Origin of the sequence: Snodgrassella sp. B3882, from assembly GCF_026535915.1 — a bacterium.
Classification (GTDB): Bacteria; Pseudomonadota; Gammaproteobacteria; order Burkholderiales; family Neisseriaceae; genus Snodgrassella.
The window spans coordinates 15,441-35,664 of sequence record NZ_JAFNPF010000004.1 but is presented as its reverse complement, the minus strand read 5'-3'; the positions used below and the strand labels follow the sequence as shown (position 1 = coordinate 35,664).

General features: G+C 44.4%; 18 protein-coding genes. 2 read left to right on the top strand and 16 right to left on the bottom strand.

The window, feature by feature from the left end; genetic code table 11:
• Positions 1 to 322 precede the first annotated feature (322 nt).
• Together J3U68_RS09795 and J3U68_RS09790 are read left to right on the top strand one after the other, a co-directional pair.
• Positions 323 to 994: a hypothetical protein gene (locus J3U68_RS09795; protein ID WP_267376490.1), complete on the top strand. Its 672-nt coding sequence runs from the start codon at positions 323 to 325 to the stop codon at positions 992 to 994.
• 13 nt (positions 995 to 1,007) lie between these two features.
• Positions 1,008 to 1,433 (top strand): cupin domain-containing protein, encoded by a 426-nt coding sequence (locus tag J3U68_RS09790; RefSeq protein ID WP_267376488.1) that lies wholly within the window; start codon positions 1,008 to 1,010, stop codon positions 1,431 to 1,433.
• Between the two features lie 170 nt (positions 1,434 to 1,603).
• Here the strand turns inward: J3U68_RS09790 and grpE are convergent, their stop codons facing one another.
• From grpE to gap, 16 genes are all read right to left on the bottom strand, one after another.
• On the bottom strand, positions 1,604 to 2,152 hold the full coding sequence (grpE, locus tag J3U68_RS09785; protein ID WP_267376486.1) for a nucleotide exchange factor GrpE: 549 nt from the start codon (positions 2,150 to 2,152) through the stop codon (positions 1,604 to 1,606).
• 173 nt (positions 2,153 to 2,325) lie between these two features.
• Positions 2,326 to 5,022 carry a phosphoenolpyruvate carboxylase gene (gene ppc, locus J3U68_RS09780; protein WP_267376483.1) on the bottom strand — a complete coding sequence of 899 codons (2,697 nt, stop codon included), beginning with the start codon at positions 5,020 to 5,022 and terminating at the stop codon, positions 2,326 to 2,328.
• A gap of 390 nt (positions 5,023 to 5,412) precedes the next feature.
• Entirely contained in the window at positions 5,413 to 6,672 is a 1,260-nt protein-coding gene (gene murA, locus J3U68_RS09775; protein WP_267376480.1) for a UDP-N-acetylglucosamine 1-carboxyvinyltransferase, read from the bottom strand.
• A gap of 41 nt (positions 6,673 to 6,713) precedes the next feature.
• The gene (locus J3U68_RS09770) at positions 6,714 to 6,962 is read right to left on the bottom strand and encodes a BolA family protein (protein ID WP_267376478.1); all 249 of its coding nucleotides are present in this window, start codon (positions 6,960 to 6,962) and stop codon (positions 6,714 to 6,716) included.
• Between the two features lie 54 nt (positions 6,963 to 7,016).
• Positions 7,017 to 7,778, bottom strand: coding sequence for an ABC transporter permease (locus J3U68_RS09765; RefSeq protein WP_267376476.1), 762 nt, complete (start codon positions 7,776 to 7,778; stop codon positions 7,017 to 7,019).
• Entirely contained in the window at positions 7,775 to 8,692 is a 918-nt protein-coding gene (locus J3U68_RS09760; protein ID WP_267376474.1) for an ABC transporter ATP-binding protein, read from the bottom strand. The genes J3U68_RS09765 and J3U68_RS09760 overlap by 4 nt, the downstream gene beginning before the upstream one ends.
• Before the next feature lie 43 nt (positions 8,693 to 8,735).
• Positions 8,736 to 8,933, bottom strand: coding sequence for a DNA gyrase inhibitor YacG (gene yacG / locus J3U68_RS09755; RefSeq protein ID WP_267376471.1), 198 nt, complete (start codon positions 8,931 to 8,933; stop codon positions 8,736 to 8,738).
• Entirely contained in the window at positions 8,933 to 9,694 is a 762-nt protein-coding gene (gene zapD / locus J3U68_RS09750; RefSeq protein WP_267376469.1) for a cell division protein ZapD, read from the bottom strand. The genes yacG and zapD overlap by 1 nt, the downstream gene beginning before the upstream one ends.
• A complete protein-coding gene (coaE, locus tag J3U68_RS09745; protein WP_267376467.1) occupies positions 9,691 to 10,305 on the bottom strand; it encodes a dephospho-CoA kinase in 615 nt (204 codons plus the stop codon). The genes zapD and coaE overlap by 4 nt, the downstream gene beginning before the upstream one ends.
• A complete protein-coding gene (locus J3U68_RS09740; RefSeq protein ID WP_267376466.1) occupies positions 10,302 to 11,153 on the bottom strand; it encodes a prepilin peptidase in 852 nt (283 codons plus the stop codon). The genes coaE and J3U68_RS09740 overlap by 4 nt, the downstream gene beginning before the upstream one ends.
• A gap of 176 nt (positions 11,154 to 11,329) precedes the next feature.
• Positions 11,330 to 12,559: a type II secretion system F family protein gene (locus J3U68_RS09735; RefSeq protein ID WP_267376465.1), complete on the bottom strand. Its 1,230-nt coding sequence runs from the start codon at positions 12,557 to 12,559 to the stop codon at positions 11,330 to 11,332.
• A gap of 33 nt (positions 12,560 to 12,592) precedes the next feature.
• Positions 12,593 to 14,275 (bottom strand): type IV-A pilus assembly ATPase PilB, encoded by a 1,683-nt coding sequence (gene pilB, locus J3U68_RS09730; protein ID WP_267376464.1) that lies wholly within the window; start codon positions 14,273 to 14,275, stop codon positions 12,593 to 12,595.
• A gap of 195 nt (positions 14,276 to 14,470) precedes the next feature.
• Positions 14,471 to 16,171, bottom strand: coding sequence for a single-stranded-DNA-specific exonuclease RecJ (recJ, locus tag J3U68_RS09725; protein WP_267376463.1), 1,701 nt, complete (start codon positions 16,169 to 16,171; stop codon positions 14,471 to 14,473).
• Positions 16,168 to 17,142 carry a hypothetical protein gene (locus J3U68_RS09720; protein ID WP_267376462.1) on the bottom strand — a complete coding sequence of 325 codons (975 nt, stop codon included), beginning with the start codon at positions 17,140 to 17,142 and terminating at the stop codon, positions 16,168 to 16,170. Before J3U68_RS09720 ends, recJ begins: the two co-directional genes overlap by 4 nt.
• Positions 17,143 to 17,192: 50 nt before the next feature.
• A complete protein-coding gene (locus J3U68_RS09715; protein ID WP_267376459.1) occupies positions 17,193 to 18,950 on the bottom strand; it encodes a M61 family metallopeptidase in 1,758 nt (585 codons plus the stop codon).
• Positions 18,951 to 19,133: 183 nt separating this feature from the next.
• A complete protein-coding gene (gene gap / locus J3U68_RS09710) occupies positions 19,134 to 20,162 on the bottom strand; it encodes a type I glyceraldehyde-3-phosphate dehydrogenase (RefSeq protein ID WP_267376457.1) in 1,029 nt (342 codons plus the stop codon).
• Positions 20,163 to 20,224: the final 62 nt, after the last annotated feature.

Below are 20,224 nucleotides of genomic sequence, written 5' to 3'. Positions count from 1 at the left end.
ATACTAAGAAGTAAAGTGATATTTTGCCGATCTCTTTCGGTTATTGTATGATAAGCAGTTGCTTCAGCAAAGAAAAAAACTTTGGGCTTGAAGCTTTGGCAACCTATCCGGCATCAAAACCCTGGGTAGCTGACAGGTAATAGCATTAGCTCCTCGACAGACACCAAATACAAACCTTTCTATATATTCATTTACAGAAAGGGTTCAGGTAATTTGCACCTAAGTTATAAAAAAATTGATAGGCGATTTTATTCATCATCCCACACCTCTAAAGCATAAATATTGATACAGCCTGCCAATTTGAAAAAAGGATAAAAATTCTATGGGATTTATTGCCCAATATCGCCATACCATTATTGCAATCGCTTTATGTGGATTGGCATGGTGGTTTCTTTCTCCACAGTCCCCACGGGTTTTTCTGCCTGAATACTTAGAAGATGGGGTGAATTGTTCATATATTGGATCTAATGCCGGTGATAATGGTCCGTCAGAAACAGCTGTGCCAGCGAGTATGCAACCATTGGTTTTATCCAAGCTGAAAATGACTCCAGTAAAAGGGTACACTGTCTCCGCACGGGTTTTACAGCGCACTCGTTATTTGTATGATGATCTGGCAAAAATTTCTACGTTTGACTGGATTATTGGCTGGGATTTTATGGGCAATAAAAAAGCGTTAACACGACTTAAATATACGCTGAAAAATCGTTCTTTTGCGATTGAAAGAGGTAAGGGCGGACTATTAGATTATTCGCCTAATGATTTGGTGCATCATTTTACTACTGTGCATTTAATTCCAGCTAATAAGTCTATCGCCAGTAAAATAAATAAGATAGGTGTGGGTGATAATGTCCGTTTAGAGGGCTGGCTAGTTAATCTTGAAACACCTAATTGGACTCAGGATACGGGGACGATGGAGATAGAAGGATCAGAAATTCTGCTGGTATGTAGAGTAGTACCGCTGTCGCCACAAAAGGTGTGGCCTAATTTTAAATAATGGGGTGAGGAAGATGAAAAATGAGATAGCAAGGTTGTTGGTGGCATTGGTTCTGGGCACAGCATCTGTTGGGGCGTTGGCTGACGTGTATCGCGAAAGTAGATTGATCGAGGTTAATCGTACAGCTGCAGCTGGGGGTCAAGGCACGCTGTCGGGTCAGCTTGCTTTTAAACGCGAGGATGCCAAAAAAGGTGAGGCCATTAAGGAAATTGGTTGGATGACGTTGCAACCAGGGGATTCAATCGGTTTTCATCAGCATCAGCATAATGAGGATGCGTATATTATTGTTTCGGGAGTGGGAATTTTTACTGACAGTGATGGTCAAACTTATGAGGTTAAGGCAGGTGATGTGACCATTGCGCGTAAAGGACAATCGCATGGCTTGGCGAATACGGGCACGCAACCTTTGGTGTTTATTGATGTGATTGCGGAGCAGTAGACTTAGAATTGGCTGTTTTGTAAGCTTATTTTGCTATGAGACGCCGCGGTAATTGTTGGCGTAGAAGTGCGCTGATTAATTTGCTGCAGTTGTGTTCATGTTGAGACCATGAACTGATTGAAAACAAACTGTTAGGCATCTCCATGCCTAACAGTTTAATTTTATCTAATTTATTCGCTGTCTGCTGCTTTAGCAACGGTAACCATTGCTGGACGCAGAACACGATCGGCTAAGGTATAGCCTTTTTTCATCACCGAAACCACGGTATTGGGTTCCTGATCGCTAACGACGCTTTGTAAAGCCTGATGTTGATGAGGATCGAGTTTATCGCCGGCTTTTGGATCAATCTCTTTAACGTTGGATTGATCAAATGCTTTTTGCAGTTCTGTCAGGGTCATTTGCACCCCCATTTTCAAGGCATCGAAATTGCCACTTTGATCTTGTAAGGCCATTTCTAGATAGTCTTTAACTGGCAACATAGCTGAAGCGAATTTTTGCCCCGCAAATTTGTGCGCGTTTTCTATTTCTTCCTGATGACGGCGACGCAGGTTTTGTTCAGTCGCTAACGCTCTTAGCTGTTCGTCTTTAAGTTGTCCTTCTAGCTCGGCAATACGTGTTTGTAATTCTTCAACTGTGGGTTCGCTTTCAACCGCTGGTTCGGTTGTTTCGATCTCTGCGTTAACCTGAGCTTCGTTTTCGGTATTGTTTTCCGGTTGCATATTTTGTTCCTCGGCAAAAGGGTGAGATAAGTTTTAAATTTGGGTCGATACTGGTTTATTTCAAGTTTTAACTTGCTTTCTTTATCACGATGGCAAAGTTCTTGCGGTTTTTTAAGCCAACAAGAAAAAAGCAAAAAATGTATCCATGTCTTGTTGGCTGTGGGCTTAGATATTTATCCTGTATTACGTAAGCCTTGAGCAATGCCGTTGATGGTGAGATGAATCAATGGCAGTATTTCGCTGTTGTCCGTAAGTTGGCGTTGCTGTTTTAACAGGTGAATTTGTAACCAGTTTAGGGCGTTCAGATATGGTATACGCAATGCCAATGATTTGGCCAAGGTATGGTTATCACTGAGGTAATGCTGGTGTTGTTTGATGCTGAGTAAAGCTTGGCGACTAAGTTCAAATTCGGTGGATAACCTGCTAAAGATTGTTTGTGCTGATTGCTGGTCGCTGGCAAGGGTGACGTAAGCAGCAGCGATGTTTAGGTCAGCTTTGGCCATGACTTGTTCCATATTGGCTAGTAGGGTCTGAAAGAAGGGGCTATGTTGTGCCTGCTGCTGTAGTCGCTGCAAATTGTGGCTATCTTGTTTGGTCAGTTCGGCTACAGCACTACCAAATCCATACCAGACTGGTAACATCATGCGGTTTTGAGTCCAGGAAAATACCCACGGTATCGCCCGTAAGTCCTGAATTTTGGCTAAGCTTTTTCGACTGGCTGGACGACTACCGATGTTAAGACTGGCAATTTCCTGAATGGGGCTGGTTTGTAAAAAGTAGTCGATAAAGCCCGGATGGGTGATCAGTTGCTGATAATGGTTGAAAGCAAAGGCTGATAAGCTTTCCATCAAGGAACTGTCGGGCTCACTGTTATGTGGTGGTATCAGGGTGGCCTCAAGTGTGGCGGCTATTAGGGCTTCCAGGTTACGTTTGGCTTTGGTTGGTGCCGCGTATTTAGCTGTAATGACTTCACCTTGTTCGGTAATGCGGATTTGGCCGGCTACGCTGCCGGCAGGTTGAGCCAGTATGGCATCATAAGCCGGACCACCACCACGACCTATGCTACCACCGCGACCGTGAAACAGGCGCAAACGGACATGGTGTTGATTAAACAGTTTTACCAGTCGTTTTTCGGCCTGATACAACGACCATTGGCTGGTAATGTAACCACCATCTTTGTTGCTGTCTGAATACCCTAGCATGATTTCCTGAAGGTTGGCTCGGCTTCTTAGCAAGTTTCGATACCAAGGCAGGTTGAACAGTTTGTCCATGATGTCGATGCAGTGATGCAGTGAATCGATGGTTTCAAATAGGGGAACGATATTGATGCGGCTGTAAGGAGTATGGTTATGGATGGTCAATAACCCCGTTTCTTTTAATAAAACAGCCACCACTAGGATGTCGCTGACGCTTTCCGCGTTGGAAATGATGCTCTGGTTAATGGCAGCTTCGCCATAGCGGTTTTTGATATCGGCGGCGGCATGAAAGATTGCCAGTTCACGCATGGTGAGTGGACTGTATTTGATGTAAGGGTTATAGAGTGGTCGTTGGGTACTCAATTCACGCAGTAAAACTTGTTGTTTTTCTTCTTCAGTTAGGCTTAAAAAGTTTTCTAGCTCTGCATGTTGAAATAATTCGGCTACGACGTTTGCCTGTTTAGCTGCATGTTGCCGTAAATCGATAGACATTAAATGAAAGCCGAATAAGGATACGGAACGAATCAAGTCAGCCAATTTGCCGTGGGCAAGTAGGGCACTGCCATTTTGTTGTAGGGAGTTGGCTATATGTTGCAGATCTTGCACCATTTCTGCTGGTTGATGGTAAGCAGGCAGCCCTTGATAAGGACTATTGAGTTGGATGTTTAATCGTTGCGCTGTGGCATGCAATCGCGCTTCAATATAGGCCAATGCACGGCGATAGGGTTCTTCACTGTGAGCTGTGTCTGTGTCCGGAGATTGATCAGCCATATACGCCACCACGTTATCTATGTGAATGCGACGTAATGATAATGGCAATAGTTGATACAATTCTTGCAGGCAATGTTGATAATGCGGTAGTAAGGTATTGGCTTGAAAGTTAACAGCCTCATGTAAGGAGTCGGCATTAACGTGAGGGTTACCGTCACGATCGCCACCGACCCAGCTCCCTATGCTGATCACGTCAGGAAGTGAAATATTGGGGTAGAGGGTATTAAGCTGCAGATGTAGTTTGCGATAAAGTGCTGGGATGGCTTTGAAAAAGCTTAAAGGGAAATAGGTGACGCTATTGTAAATTTCATCGCTGACGCTAATTTTAAAATGACGAGTTTCATCGGTTTGCCATAAGGCCAGCAATAAGGATTCTATTTCTTGTTGCAGCTCGGTACTGTAGGGTTGATTGCTGTGGTTGTGTTCGCTTAATAATGTACGGATAAGACGTTGAAAACATAGAATACTCTGCCGTTGTACTTCGGTTGGATGGGCTGTTAGCACGGCACTGATGCTGGTTTGTTCTAAGGTGTGTGCAAGTTCGCTGGCATTGATATGCTGTTGTTGCAATTGTTGCAGGACATGAAAAAAACTACTGCGTTCGGCCGAAGGGCTGGTGTGGTTGCTGACCTGACGTTCATGATGTGCATCTTCAGCAATGTTTAAAAGTTGGGCAAACAGGCTGCAAGCCCGAATGAGATCTTGTTGCTGGTGCAGGTTCAGGATTGGCAGTGCTCGTTGGATGGTTTCCTGTGCAGGCGCTCCTTCCAGCAGTTGGCGCAGAACGGTTTGTACTTCTACTGAGGTTTGTTGTTTGAGGATGTTAAATAAGGCCTGCGTTAAAAAGGTAATGTCAGCAGACAGGGGGGCATCTTGGTGCGGATCGGGTATAGAAACAGACATGGTTGTGTACGCTTAGGTCAATGATTGCTGGTATTTGTAAATATTCGGTTAGTGACATGATATAGCTTGCTGGGAGTGGCAGCAATCATAATGGTTTGATTTGTGTTTTGTAGGCTGGGATGACGCAAGGTCATCTTACGATCATAATGAACTGATATTTTAGCAAATTGGCTGATTAATGAGTCTAGGAAAGAAATAGAATTTGCGCGAAAGTATGTGGCTGGGTGATGATTTTTTCCCCTATGTTTTGTATGACGTTTTGGTTTAGTCTTCAATATATGAGGATAGTAAGCGCCTAGCAGAATTGGGTTAGGTGTGAAAAATTATAATCATTTATTTTAAAAAAAAGCTGTTTGTTGATGACAAACAGCTTTTTAGGGTGATTCAGAATCAATGATCATTAATCCGTTCGATGATTGCGCCGACATCGCCCAGCTTCTGTTCGATGTTTTCATAGCCACGATCCAGATGGTAGATGCGTTCTACAATGGTTTCGCCACTGGCTACCAGCCCAGCTAATACCAAACTCGCTGAAGCACGTAGATCGGTAGCCATGACGGTGGTGCCAGATAGTTGTTCCACTCCTTGGATAATAGCGGTATTGCCTTCGGCGGAAATTTGCGCACCCATGCGATTAAGCTCAGGAACGTGCATGAAACGATTTTCAAATATGGTTTCTACTACTTTACTGCTATGGGTAGCAATGGCATTCATTGCCATGAATTGTGCCTGCATGTCTGTAGGAAATGCTGGATAGGGTAAGGTGCGAATATCGACGGCTTTAGGGCGTTGTTGCATATCAATGCTAATCCAGTCATCGCCAGCTTCGATGATGGCTCCTGCTTCGCTGAGTTTTTCCAGTACGGCTTGCATGGTTTTGGGCGCTGCTTTTTTCAAAACAACTTTGCCGCCTGTCATGGCGACAGCACAGAGGAACGTACCAGCTTCAATTCGGTCAGGAACCACGCTATGGCTACAGCCATGTAATCTGTCTACTCCCTGGATTGTTAATGTCGGTGTACCTATGCCTTGGATCTTGGCACCCATTTTTACCAGACAATCTGCTAAATCGGTAACTTCAGGTTCCATGGCGGCATTTTCCAGTACGGTTGTGCCATTCGCAAGGGTCGCAGCCATCAATAGATTTTCTGTGCCGGTTACGGTGACCATATCCATGACAATGTGTGCGCCCTGTAGTCGCTGTGCTCGGGCCTTGACGTAGCCATGTTCAATGCTGATTTCAGCACCCATCGCTTCCAGCCCTTTCAGATGCTGGTCAACAGGACGCGATCCAATAGCACAGCCCCCTGGTAAGCTGACTTGTGCTTCACCAAAATGAGCTAAAGTTGGTCCCAATACCAGTATTGAAGCGCGCATGGTTTTGACTAAATCATAGGGAGCGCAGGTATTGTTGATGTGACCACAGTTGATTTCAAATTCGTGCACATTGTCGGTTAATACGCGCGCACCCATGCCTTGCAATAATTTTTGCGTGGTTTTGACATCCCGCAGCATGGGTACATTGGTTAAATGTAGGGTATCTCGGGTTAATAAAGAAGCGCAAAGGAGCGGTAGCGCTGCATTTTTGGCGCCAGAAATGGTGATTTCACCGTTTAATGCGCCATTTGCGCGGATTTTCAATTTTTCCATAGTCACTCTCAACTAGTCAGATTGTAGATCTATCTGACTGATTATTGCTGTTTCGATGCCCATTCGGCAGGTGTCGCGGCTGTAGTGATTGACAGCGCATGTAATTCGTTACTGGCGATTTGATCCGCTAAGCCATCTTTGATTAGACGATGGCGTGTCAATCGGTTTTTACCTTCGAATGCGGAGGAAACGATCTGGGCAAAAAAATGATGACCGTCACCCTCTACTTCAAGATGTTCACAGGGTATCAGGTCGGCAATCAGGGTTTTGACTTGTTCTGGTGTCAACATAGGTATTCGGTATCGCGGTAAATTAATGTGAGCTATTATAGCTTTTTAGTGTGTTCAATTGCGTAATTTCCACCCCGATTTAAGTAGGCTGCAAGTCAATATGCATAATGTGATTGCAAAACCACCAACTACAGCCAATGCGAGCCATGGCGAAGAGTCACTCTGGCCAAAAAAACCATAACGAAAGCCATCAATCATGTAAAAAACGGGATTAAAGTGGCTGAGTGAGCGCCAAAAGGTTGGGAGGTTGTTGATGGAGTAAAATACGCCTGACAGAAAGGTGAGTGGCATAATTAAAAAATTCTGGAATGCTGCCAGTTGATCGAATTTTTCTGCCACAATACCAGCTAACAGACCAAACATACCCATGACAGCACAGCCCAAAAAGGCAAATAAGATAATCCAGCCAAGGTGATGGGGAAGTGGAAGACCAAAAAAAGCTGTTACGGCAATCACCCCTATGCCGACCATCAATCCACGGATGATGGCTGCACCAACGTAAGCACAGAATATGGAAGCCGTGCCCAATGGCGGCAATAATATGAAGATCAAATTGCCGGTTATGCGAGACTGAATCAAGCTAGAAGAAGCGTTGGCAAAAGCATTTTGCAGCATAGACATCATTGCCAGACCCGGAATGAGAAAGGCGTTATAGCTAACCCCAGGCAGTATATCGGTACGTCCTTGCATGACTTGAGCAAATATCAGCTGATAAAGTAGTGCGGTGAGTATTGGGGCGGACAAGGTTTGAAAACCAACTTTCCAGAATCGCAGTACTTCTTTTTTGAACAGTGTATAACAACCAAAGGTATTCATGCCTGTCCTTTTATGTGATCGCTGGTCAGGCGTAAAAAAACATTTTCCAGATCGTTTTCCATGACGTGCAAGTTCTTCAGGTTGATGTTGTGGTCTTTCAGTTGCTGTAGAACACCCAGCAATTGGTTGTAATCGGAGAGCTTGATTTGGAAGCTGAAACCGTCTTGCTCCACCAGATAAGGTTGCAGATTTGAGGGTAAATTCTGATCCAAGGTCATCACCAATTGGATGTCAGACTCCTTATCCAGAAGATTTTTGGTGCTGTCTAAAGCAACAATTTCACCATGTTTCAGCATAGCGATGCGGTTGCACAGCATTTGTGCTTCTTCCAGATAATGGGTGGTCAATATAATGGTGTGCCCTGCTTTATTTAGGCGGATAATAAATTCCCATAAATTTTGCCGCAATTCGATATCAACACCGGCGGTAGGTTCATCCAATATGATGACAGGAGGACGATGAACTAAGGCCAGCGCAACCATCACCCGTCTTTTCATCCCACCGGAAAGGTTGCGAGTATTGGTGTTGGCCTTTTCAGTTAGACCCAGATTGGCAATAATTTCATCGATCCAGTCGTCGTTATTACGAATGCCAAAATAGCCCGATTGAAAACGCATTGCTTCACGTACGGTAAAAAAAGGGTCAAAAACAAGCTCCTGAGGCACGACGCCAAGGAGTTGACGCGTGGTCGTTGCTTCGCATTTGACATCATGACCGCAAATGGTGATGTTTCCGGAGCTTAAACGGATTAATCCAGCCATGGCGGATATTAAAGTGGTCTTCCCAGCGCCATTTGGACCGAGTAAGCCAAAAAATTCCCCGGGTTGTACGCTAAAGCTGACGCCTTTCAGTGCTGTAAACCCATTGGCATAGGTTTTGACAGCCTGTTCAATTAAAAGGGCAGGAGTGGTCATTGAAATTTTCTACAAATTGGATTGCAGCACTTTAACCTTTTGGTTAATGCTGTGTTGAGTTTGTTTCTTCGCTTAAAGGCTGATCTTCTTCAGCAATAAGATTATATTCTTCAGCCGCCCAAGCGCCAAGATCAATCATTTTACATCGTTCTGAACAGAAGGGACGAAAAGTATTAGCCTGAGACCAGACTACACTTTTACCACAACGAGGGCACAAGACGGTGCGCATTTTTTCATTCATTACTTAATTACCGGGTCAAAACTATACATAATGAGCGTAAAGGGAATATCAGTAGTCAATACCGGACCACGAGCTTGCTCTTGGGACGCATGTAAAAAGCGAATATGGGTAAAATATTTGTTGGCGGAAACTTCAGGCAATGCTTGGGCATTGGCCGCTACGTTAATGCTTAACAAATGTATGTTTTGCCCTAAGCTGTTATGCTGATAACTGCCTGCTGTGGCGGTACACTCTACCGATAGACCGTTTTGGTGCAAAATATCTAATAATAAGTTGATTGCTTCATAGGTAGGCAACAAACTTTGAATCCATTCATGCAGTTGCCGTTCCCGTTCGGCAGGTTTTTTTTGCTGCCAATAATAATACGAAGGTAAATCATATGGGCTGGTGCCACCGGGAACCAACATGCGTTGTTTAATCGCCATCAACCATTCGTTTTCGCGTAAATGTTGCCCAAATTTTTGCTGGACATTTTGCAGATTGGACATGGCTGTCTGAATCTTATCCAATAATGCTGTTCCGGACTCACCTTGTTGACGAGCAAAACTTTTTTGACGTTCTAGTTCTTGTAATATATCCAATTTCAATTCCGCTCTTGCTGCTGCTTCCATGATTTCGAACAGCGAAAACAAGGCACAGTGATGTGCCCATGCCTCAGTACGGATACTGAATTCATGAAAATGTTTGAACAAGTGTGCAATTCGTAGAAAGTTGCGTACTCGTTCCGAAAGAGGATGTTCGAAATGGATAAGTTCTGTCATGACTGGGCCGATGCTAATTCTGTATAAATGCCGTGCAGTTGCATAACTTGATGATTCAGCTGCTGCCAATTGCCATCATTGATAATGATATCATCAGCAATGGATTTTCGTTTGTGGTCGTCAGCCTGTTGAGCGATGATTGTACGAATTAAATCTTCATTCAGCCTACTGCGCAGCTGAATCCGCTCGATTCGAAAGTTAAGCGGTGCTTCTATAATCAATATACGTTGAACCAGTTGCTGAAATTCAGGTTTTTCTGCCAATAGCGGGATTTCTATGATGCCATAAGGTACAGTATTGTCAATCTTTTGTTGCGCTTGATGCAATTTTTGCCAGATTAAAGGATGCAGAATGCTTTCAAGGGTAATCCGATGCTGATTATTGGCAAATACCCAATCGCGCATGCGTTGTCGATCAAGCGTACCATCAGCTAAAAATAGGTCACTACCACATTTTTGCCGGATTTCATCTAAGGCTTCGCCATCGGGTGCGGTTAGTTTGTGTGACATTTCATCTGCACTCAATGCAGGTACGCCTAAACTGGCAAAACAGGCCGCCACAGTCGATTTGCCACTGCCGATGCTACCCGTTAACCCTACCCATAATGTCATGCTTGTAATCCAGATTGTTGTAACCACCACTGTATCATCAGATTGATCTCGCTGTCAGCTATCCATACGATCCAGCCGGCAATGACCAAAGCAGGTCCGAAAGCCATGGGTTGACTGCGGGCAACCTTCAGTATGATGGACGCGATTATGCCGACTAAAGCGGCGATCAGGACAATCACTGGTAAGGTAGAGGCACCCATCCAGGCACCGAGTGCCGCCAGTAGTTTAAAGTCACCATAGCCCATGCCATCTTTACCAGTTAGCAATTTGAATAACCAGAATATGGACCATAAACTCAAATATCCCAATACCGCGCCCCAGATTGCCGCAGCGGGTGTGATAAATCCGCTGTAAAGGTTAAATAATAACCCCATCCACACCAATGGCAAGGTAAGCTGATCAGGCAATAGCTGAGTATCGGCATCAATGAAGCATAAAGCAATGAGCATGGTGGTCAAGACCAGTCCGCCTAAAGCCACAGGTGTCACGCCATAGCGCCACACGATCGCAGCATAAGCCAGACCGGTTAACAGTTCAACACAAAAATAACGTGGACTAATTTTTGTGGAGCATTGCGCACAGCGACCACGTAATATCAGGTAACTGATCAGAGGGATATTTTGCCACACGCGTATTTTGTGCTGACAATGTGGGCAAGAAGATGCTGGAAAGCATAAATTGAAGCGTGGAAGGGGTTCAACTGGCAACTGTAAAGCTTGGCGTGCTTCTGTCTGCCAGTTACGTTCCATCATGATTGGAAGGCGATAAATGACGACATTAAGGAAACTGCCAATTATTAATCCCAAGATTAATGCAGAAAAGATATAAAACCAAGGTTCAAACACCATAAAGATTTAGCCTATAGTATGATCGATATTAGATAATGATTAAAATATCACCACTAATATGAATAACACCGATAATCTGAGCCAGTGTGCTCAGAAAATCGGTTCTTAGTAAGAATGATGGTATTCAAGCCGCGGTAATGGTATCTTGAATTAATCCAGCGGCTGTTTTACACATTTTATCTAATAGCATCACCGATGTTGAATAGCGGTAGATACATCGCTACTAGTATGACGCCAATGATCAGACCCAGTACAATCATAATAATGGGTTCCATTAATGAGGATAATTGCCCTACCGCTGTGTCGACATCTTCTTCATAAAATTCAGCAGCTTTATTCAGCATATCATCTAAAGAACCAGATTCTTCACCAATCATGGTCATCTGAATTACCATATTGGGAAACAGTTCCGTAGCCTGCATAGAAGAGGTAAGAGATATACCCTGATTCACTTTAGAGCGGATACTTTGTGTTCCTTCTTCATAAAGTATATTGCCGGTTGCGCCGGATACTGAATCTAACACCTCAACCATTGGCACACCGGCGGCAAACAGTGTGGCGGTAGTGCGAGACCAACGTGCAATCGCCGCTTTACGTACGATGGAACCAAATATCGGCATTTTTAATAGCATATAATCCATACGTCGTTGTACTTCAGGTGATCTTTGGTGCCATTTGTAAAAACCGATTGCGCCACCAATCAGGAGAATGATTATGTAAATCCCATAAGCGACAAAGAAGTCGGATATGTTCATCATCACTTGGGTCAGACCGGGTAGAGGTACCCCCATCCCTTCAAATACTTTAGCAAACGATGGTAATACATACATCATCATGACAAATACTAAGGCTGTGGCCACCACCACTACGGCGGCGGGATAAGTTAATGCGCCTTTTACTTTTTTCTTGATGCTTTGGGTTTTTTCTTTGTAAACGGCTAACTTATCCAGAATGGATTCCAAAACACCCCCTGTTTCGCCCGCACGTATCAAATTACAATAAAATCGATCAAAATATTTTGGATATTTGGAAAACGAATCAGCTAGGGTATGCCCCTGTTCAACTTCATTACGAATGCTCATCAACATCTGCGTCATACTTGGGTTGGAATGCCCTTTTGCCGCAATCTCAAACGCTTGCATCATGGGCAAGCCTGATTTCATCATGGTGGAAAGTTGGCGGGTGAAAACGGTGATGTCTGCTTGAGAAATTTTTCTTTGCCGCGTTCTTTTTACTTTGCTAATGCCGATTACTTTGATCTGGCGACGGGCTAATTTGGTTCGGGCTTCCGCTTCGTTTTTGGCAACAATTTCACCACGTACGATTTGTTCGGTTTTGAGGTTTTTACCTTCAAAACTAAAGCTTCTACTGGCAGTTTTACTTTTGACTGCTACTATTTTACTCATAATGCTTTTCCGCAGATATTAATGAATTGGTTTTTAATCGTTGGTTGAGGCCAGAATCTCATCTAAGGTGGTGATGCCAGCCATCACTTTCAGCAAGCCAGCATGGCGCAGATCAACCAGTCCTTCTTTTAATGCCTGATGACTGATATCTACTTCATTGCCATTGGTCATGATGATGCGTTGTAATTCTTCGCTTATTGGCATGATTTCATAGACACCGGCACGCCCCTTATAACCTTTACCTTTACAACGGTCACAGCCTACAGGTCGGTAGAAAATCCAGTCCTTGGCCAAATCTTCATCTGAAAACCCTGCTTTTTTTAATGCCTGTTCCGGCGGTCGTTCAGCTGGAGCTTTGCAGGAACACAGCCGGCGTACCAGCCGCTGAGCCATAATCAGATTGACTGAACTGGCAATGTTAAATGGTGCTACCCCCATGTTCAACATACGTGACAGGGTGGCAGGCGCATTGTTGGTGTGCAGGGTTGAAAATACCATATGACCGGTCTGAGCGGCTTTAATGGCAATATCGGCTGTTTCCAAATCGCGGATCTCACCCACCATGATGATATCAGGATCCTGACGTAAAAATGACTTCAAAGCTGCCGCAAAGGTTAACCCCTGTTTTTCATTCACATTAACTTGGTTAATACCAGGTAAATTAATTTCTGCAGGGTCCTCTGCCGTGGATATGTTGGCACTCTCGGTATTCAGTATATTCAGACAAGTATACAGAGAGACGGTTTTACCAGAACCGGTCGGACCGGTAACCAACACCATCCCATACGGTCGATGGATGGCTTCCAGCAATAGTTTTTTCTGGAAGTCTTCGAAACCCAGCTGGTCGATATTCAGTGTTGCCGCATCTGAATTCAGAATACGCATTACTATTTTTTCACCGAATAATGTAGGTAAGGTGCTGACACGAAAATCGATTGGCTTAGATCCTTTACGAAACTGAATCTGAATGCGCCCGTCTTGCGGTATGCGTTTTTCAGAAATGTCCAGCTTTGCCATGACTTTAATGCGCGAAGAGACTTGATTGCGAATGTTTAAGGGCATGCGAACCACTTCGCGCAACTGACCATCTATGCGAAAACGCACTCGCGCCATCTCTTCATAAAATTCAAAGTGGATATCGGATGCGCCAGAATTGAGTGCATCACCTAACACTTTAAATATGAATTTTGCTACAGGTCCATTTTCACTTTCATCATCATCGGCAGACATCGCAGCAGAACCGACATCTTGCGTACCGTCAAAGATGCTATCGATTCCATCCAGTAAGTCAACTGATTCATGGGATATGTTTTCGAGTAAATTTCGCAATTGATCATCACGTACGATGATCAGGTCTAGGGTGCAACCTGCATCGGCTGCTATTTTCTGATAATGTTGGATGGTAGTGGGATCTGAAACCGCCAAAAACATCCGGTTACCACGTTTGAATAGTGGTATACAAAAGTGGGTTTGCATTATTTTGACATCAATGATGTCAACCGGTACCAAACTTTCGTTGTAATTTTGCAGATCAAGATAAGGAATGCCAAATATATTGGAAAGAAAATAGGCCAGTTTATCTGCATTAAGATGACCCATTTGCAGCAATGCCGGAATAACTGGGCGCTTCTGATCCAATTCAGTGCGTAGTTTTTCTGCTTGTTCAGCATCAATCAGCTGATGCTTGTATAAAACCCTAATTAATCCAACACTCATACAAACTAATTTCCATGTTATTGTTATGTTGACTGGTTTTGACTATTGAAACAGTCTTTCTGTATTGCTCGGGTGAGTCCGATATTTACATTATGCTACAAATCAATACGTCAAAAATGAGTATTTGTACCATAAAAATGTTTATTTTTGCCAATTATAAGTGAATTTTTGTATTTATACAGCATGCAAAGAGCATTAAATACAATTTTCCCAATAATCAATATACAGTTGTAGCTCCCATTTTTGCCGCCATTCATTTGCAACTAAGCGGTAAACCGCACGAATCTGTTCAGGTAAGGGGGTGTTGCAGCGAAAAAACATGGCTTCACATTCATGTTGCTGATAGCGCAGGATCGCTTTGCGATGCCCCGTACCAACTGGGAATTGGTTAATGACTTTAAATTCGTTACAAAAAGAGGGTTCTGGGAATTTTTGCCCCCATACCAAGGTACTCAGCATTTGTGCAGTACTTAGATTTAGATGGTGACTCTCCAGTGCTCCATCTGTTTGATAGGTATGGTTCAGATCCTCAGGATCAATGAGCTGCTGGCAAACTTGTTCAAATGCCTGCTGGAAAAGGGGTAGGTTTGTCAGCGGAAGACTTAATCCGGCGGCCATGGCATGCCCACCGAATTTCTGCATCAGTTGCGGTTGCTGTTTGCTGACTAAATCCAATGCATCACGTAAGTGTAAACCAGGGATAGAGCGGCCAGATCCGCGTAACATGCCATCTTCTGCAGGAGCAAAAACAATACTGGGACGATGATAGTTTTCCCGCAATCTACCTGCAACAATTCCAACCACGCCCTGATGCCAGTTTTCGTTAAAGGCAACAATGCTATAGCGATCAGTAGGGTTGATCTGGGCCAATTGCATCGTTGCTTCTTCCTGCATGCTGCGCTGTATTTGCCGCCGCTCCTGATTAAGATCGTCTAGCTGTTCAGCCAGTACGTTGGCTTCTTCCAGATCGCGACACAATAGGCAGGCAATACCCAAACTCATGTCATCTAGCCGACCGGCTGCGTTGAGACGCGGAGCAATGCAAAACCCTAAATCCATTGCTTGAGCCTGTTCAGGTTTGCGCTTGGCAATAGCGAACAAAGCACTGACACCAGGCTGCATTTTGCCAGCACGAATGCGCTTGAGCCCCTGAGAGACGAGTATTCGATTATTGTGATCCAGCGCTACGACATCAGCAACGGTACCCAATGCAACCAGATCCAGCCATTGAGCCAGATTGGGCTCAGGTCGCTCTGGGCTAAACCAATGGGTATGGCGAAGATGCTGACGCAATGCCATCAATACGTAAAACATCACGCCCACACCAGCCAGAGATTTACTGGCAAAATGATCCTCAGGTTGATTCGGATTGACAATGAGGCAATCAGGCAGCTTTTCGCCAGGAAGATGATGGTCAGTAATTAAAACGTCCATTCCTAATTGCTGGGCATGTTGTACACCAGCCAAGCTGGCAGTACCGTTATCCACGGTCAGCAATAATTTGGTGCCACAACCTGCGGCCAGCTCTGCAATTTCTGGCGTCAGTCCATAACCGTGTTCAAAACGATTCGGCACCAAAAAATCAACGTAACCACCCATTGCCCGTAAGCCTAAAATGCCTACAGCGCAGGCAGTAGCTCCATCGGCATCATAATCGGCCACAATCAGAATCTTTTCCTTGGCACGAATCGCTGTGGCAAGACGCTCACAGGCGGCTTGAATATTTTTTAGATCATGAAAAGGCAATAAAGTGCTTAAGTTCAGTTCTGTTTCCTGAATATTTTGCACAGAACGGGTAGCATACAGTTTGGCTAACAGGGGTTCAATGCCTTGGGCGAGTAAAGTCTGTTGAGCAGTCTCATCAACTGGGCGGGTAACGATACGGGCAGGTTTCATAGCATCATTCCGTTAAAAGAGGCCTTATTGCGCCAAAAGGGAGAAATAAGTGGTTTGCGTACGCTCAGTACCCCTCCCAAGGTGCCATCAGTACTAATGTTCAATTGCTGGATTTGGCGACACTTTAGCGCGTGCATTAATGGTTGCCACCAGTGTTGTTCCCAATATTGTAGTAGATGCTGATAGGCAATGCTGTCTGCTTGAATGGCAGCATGACAGAAATCATCACTAAACAACACCACTGATTTCTGTGTGTTTATCTGGGCACTCAAACTCGCGTAATCCGGTGGAAATGGCTTGGCTGCATTGGCCCAAGAACAGTTGCTGTATAGTTCACGTCCATCAGCGTTTCCGATTATATCTGGCTCAAACCAAATGGCATTAATAGGAATTTTACCGTTCGCACACCGTGTCTGATTAAGTGGATGTTGATATAACAACATTTGTAATTCGGTCTGGTATTTAAGTAGCCGTGGCGCATCGCGACCGGATGGTTTGACTGTGTCATCCAGCAAATTGTTCAGCTCCAACACAGAAGGTGCGTTAAATTGCAGAGCTTGTGGCATGGTTAACAGCCACAAATCTGGTTGGACGACATGAAATAGCCAGTTTTCCTGTGCAAACCATTCGTTTAATACTCGACAAAAATTTTCCGCTTCCGCTTGTGTTAAAGCAAGGGCACGACCACTGCGACAGTGAATGTGATGTAAACCAGCTTGCTGACTGGTCGGGATTGCGATAATACTGGGCTGGTGTTGAAGCAAACCAAGCTGGCTTTGGGCTAACTTCAACCATGAACCTTGCCAGAGATACTGGCGGTAAAAATGTTCTCTGTTGCTCGGTCGGGGGTGAAATTTACCCCATTGGCGCAGTTTATCCAGTGCGGACAAATGAAATGCCGGCAAAGATATTTCCCGATGAGGCCACAATAAGCCGGGAAGAGCCAAAGTGAGCTGCAAATTAGCCGACATGAATCCAACTTTTCAACGATAACCGAATCATGATTAACAAACCACTCGCTTTACTGACACTGTAACCACTGCTTGACCAAAGCAGGATCATTGATGCTTAATATAGCGGTATCGGCTTTGGCGGGCTGTACCTGTAAATGCGTCTGTCGCAGTAATCCATCCCGAATATAATGAATGTGTATCTGATCACCAACCGCGAAGCGTTGCCACTGAGTATTGAAATCACGGATTATCTCGTTATTCAATGCGATGAGCTGATCGCCAGCACTTAAATTGGCCTGCTCCGCACTGCCATCACTGAAGACTTGCTGTAACACAATGCCGGGCGTGGCTGCTTGAAAACGACAGCCCAGATCAGCACTGGCTGTTGCCGTTTGTGGTGGCTGTTCGACATAAGCACCGCCATGTTTTCTGGCCAGTGCATGCCAGTGCAATTGTACGCCTGCTCCTTGTAATTGCTGCGCGAGCGGTAAATCGGTGGTGGTGTTTATATAATGCTGATAAACCGATTGCAGGGCCAGTCCAGTGGCTTTTTCGGCAATACTCAACCATTCATCTTCTTCTAATCCACATCCACGCGCGCACCAATCATGATAAAGCGCGCGCATCACATCATCCAGACTTTTCTGTTGCTGTGTGTGATGGCGGATATAAAGATCTAAACACAATGCAGCCAAAGCACCTTTTTGATAATAGCTAACAATTGCATTTGGGCTGTTTTCATTTTGCTTATAATATTTGGTCCATGCATTAAAGCTGGAGTCAGCCAGACTTTGAACATCTTTGCCGGCACCTTGCTGAACCCGAGTAATGGTTTTCGCCAACAATTGTAGATATTGGCTGGGGGTAATCACGCCACTTCGTACCAGAAACAAGTCATCATAATACGAAGTGATGCCCTCAAATGCCCATAATAAACGGGTATAGGCTTCACTATTAAGGTTATTATTCGCAAACGCAGCCGGAATAATGGATTTCACATTCCATGCATGGAAATACTCATGACTGAACAAACCTAACAGCGAGATATAAGCATCGTCATTGCCACCATTTTTTTGTGGTAAATCATGCCGATCAGCTTGTAAAGCCGTTGAAGATTTATGTTCGAGCCCGCCATAAATCCCCTGACCAACATACAGTAAAAAAAGATAATGCTGAAAGGGAACCGAATGGGCGAACAAATTCATTTCAGCGCTGCATATTTTTTGAACATCTCTGACTAATCGCTGCTGGTCAAATTCTGGGCAATAGCCGCTAATGACAATTTCATGTTCGATGCCATTGGCTATAAAGGGTAAACGTAGCAAGTGACCCATTTCGACAGGATGGTCAATCAAAGTGCGATAATCTGCGCTTTGATAAAGCTGTTTTTGCCCCGCAACTGGCATAGTGGTGGCAATATCCCATTCAGGTGGTAATGCTTGGATGGTTAATTGGCAGGGTTCTTGCTGACGCTGATCATGACGTAAAAATAAACAGGCGCCATCAAAGAAGCCTCTTTCAGTGCTTAGAAAAGATCCTCTGACTGACTGGTCAAAAGCATATACCAGATAATCAATGCTCCATTCGCCGGCTTGCCCGTGACCAAGCCAAATATTTTTTTCGGTTTGTTCCAACCTAGTGGGTAAGCCATTACAGTTTGCCGAAATAGATACAATATGCTGAGCAAAATCTCTGATCATGTAGCTACCCGGTAGCCAGTTTGGCAAGCTTAAGCTGAAATTGTCCTGATTATCCTGCTTAAATTGCAGGCGAATCTGCCATAAATGTTTGCTTAATGAGTAGGGCTGAAGTTGGTAATAAAGCATAGCTCAGATCAAAATAAAGAGAAAAGAAAGACTTTGCATTAGGGGTATGAATAAACGGCTCAGATTCAGGCAGTCTGCTAAGACCAGATTAACTTAATCTGGTTCATCAAGATCGTTACAATACACTCAGGCTGTCTAGACCACAACAATGGGTTTAGACAGCCTGTCTTGAAACGCAAAATATTAGACTAGTGGAGTCACATCAAGATCGAACATGGCTCGCGCCGTATTCAGCATCTGACAACTGAATCCCCATTCATTATCGTACCAAGCCAGTACCTTAACCATGTTGCCGTTGGTCACTTTGGTCAACGTGCTATCAAAAATTGATGCCTGTGGCGTATGGTTAAAATCGGTCGAAACCAGTGGTAAAGTGTTGTAGCCAAGAACGTGGCGCATATTGCCTTCGCTGGCTGCTTTAACCACGGCATTGATCTCATCCACCGTAGTGTCTCGCGCTGCTTCAAAAGTCAGATCAACTAAAGAAACATTAATCGTCGGTACACGAACAGAAAAACCATCAAATTTGCCTTGTAACTCAGGCAATACCAAACCTAATGCCTTGGCTGCGCCAGTTTTGGTCGGAATAATATTTTCTACCGCACTGCGAGCACGGCGTAAATCCTTATGACGGACATCAGTGAGTACCTGATCATTAGTAAACGCATGAATAGTAGTCATCAGCCCTTTAACGATGCCTACACCATCATTAATGGCTTTAGCAACTGGTGCCAGACAGTTAGTGGTGCAAGAGCCGTTAGAAATAACCGTCATTTCAGGTGTGATAACATGATGATTGACGCCATAAACTACGGTAGCATCCACATCATTCCCACCAGGTGCAGAAATCAACACTTTTTTCGCGCCGCTGTTTAAATGCACACTGGCTTTTTCTTTACTATTGAAGGCACCGGTACATTCAAGTACTAAATCTACCCCAAGTTCACCCCAAGGCAATTCCGCTGGATTGCGCGTCGAAAAAAAGCGGATATGATCGCCATTAACAATTAAACCATGATCATCAAAGCCGACCTCTGCGGCAAATCGACCATGTACCGTATCATATTTAGTCAGGTGGGCACTGGTTTCCAATGAACCGCTGGCATTAACTGCCACGATTTCAAATTGATCGCGCAGATTATAGTCATAAATTGCTCGTAGTATTTGGCGGCCGATACGGCCATAACCATTGATGGCAACTTTTAACGTCATGATTATTCCTTTTTTTATGTCAGACTGAGCCGGTTAGAAGCATTCAAGCAAGCTGCTGGCTG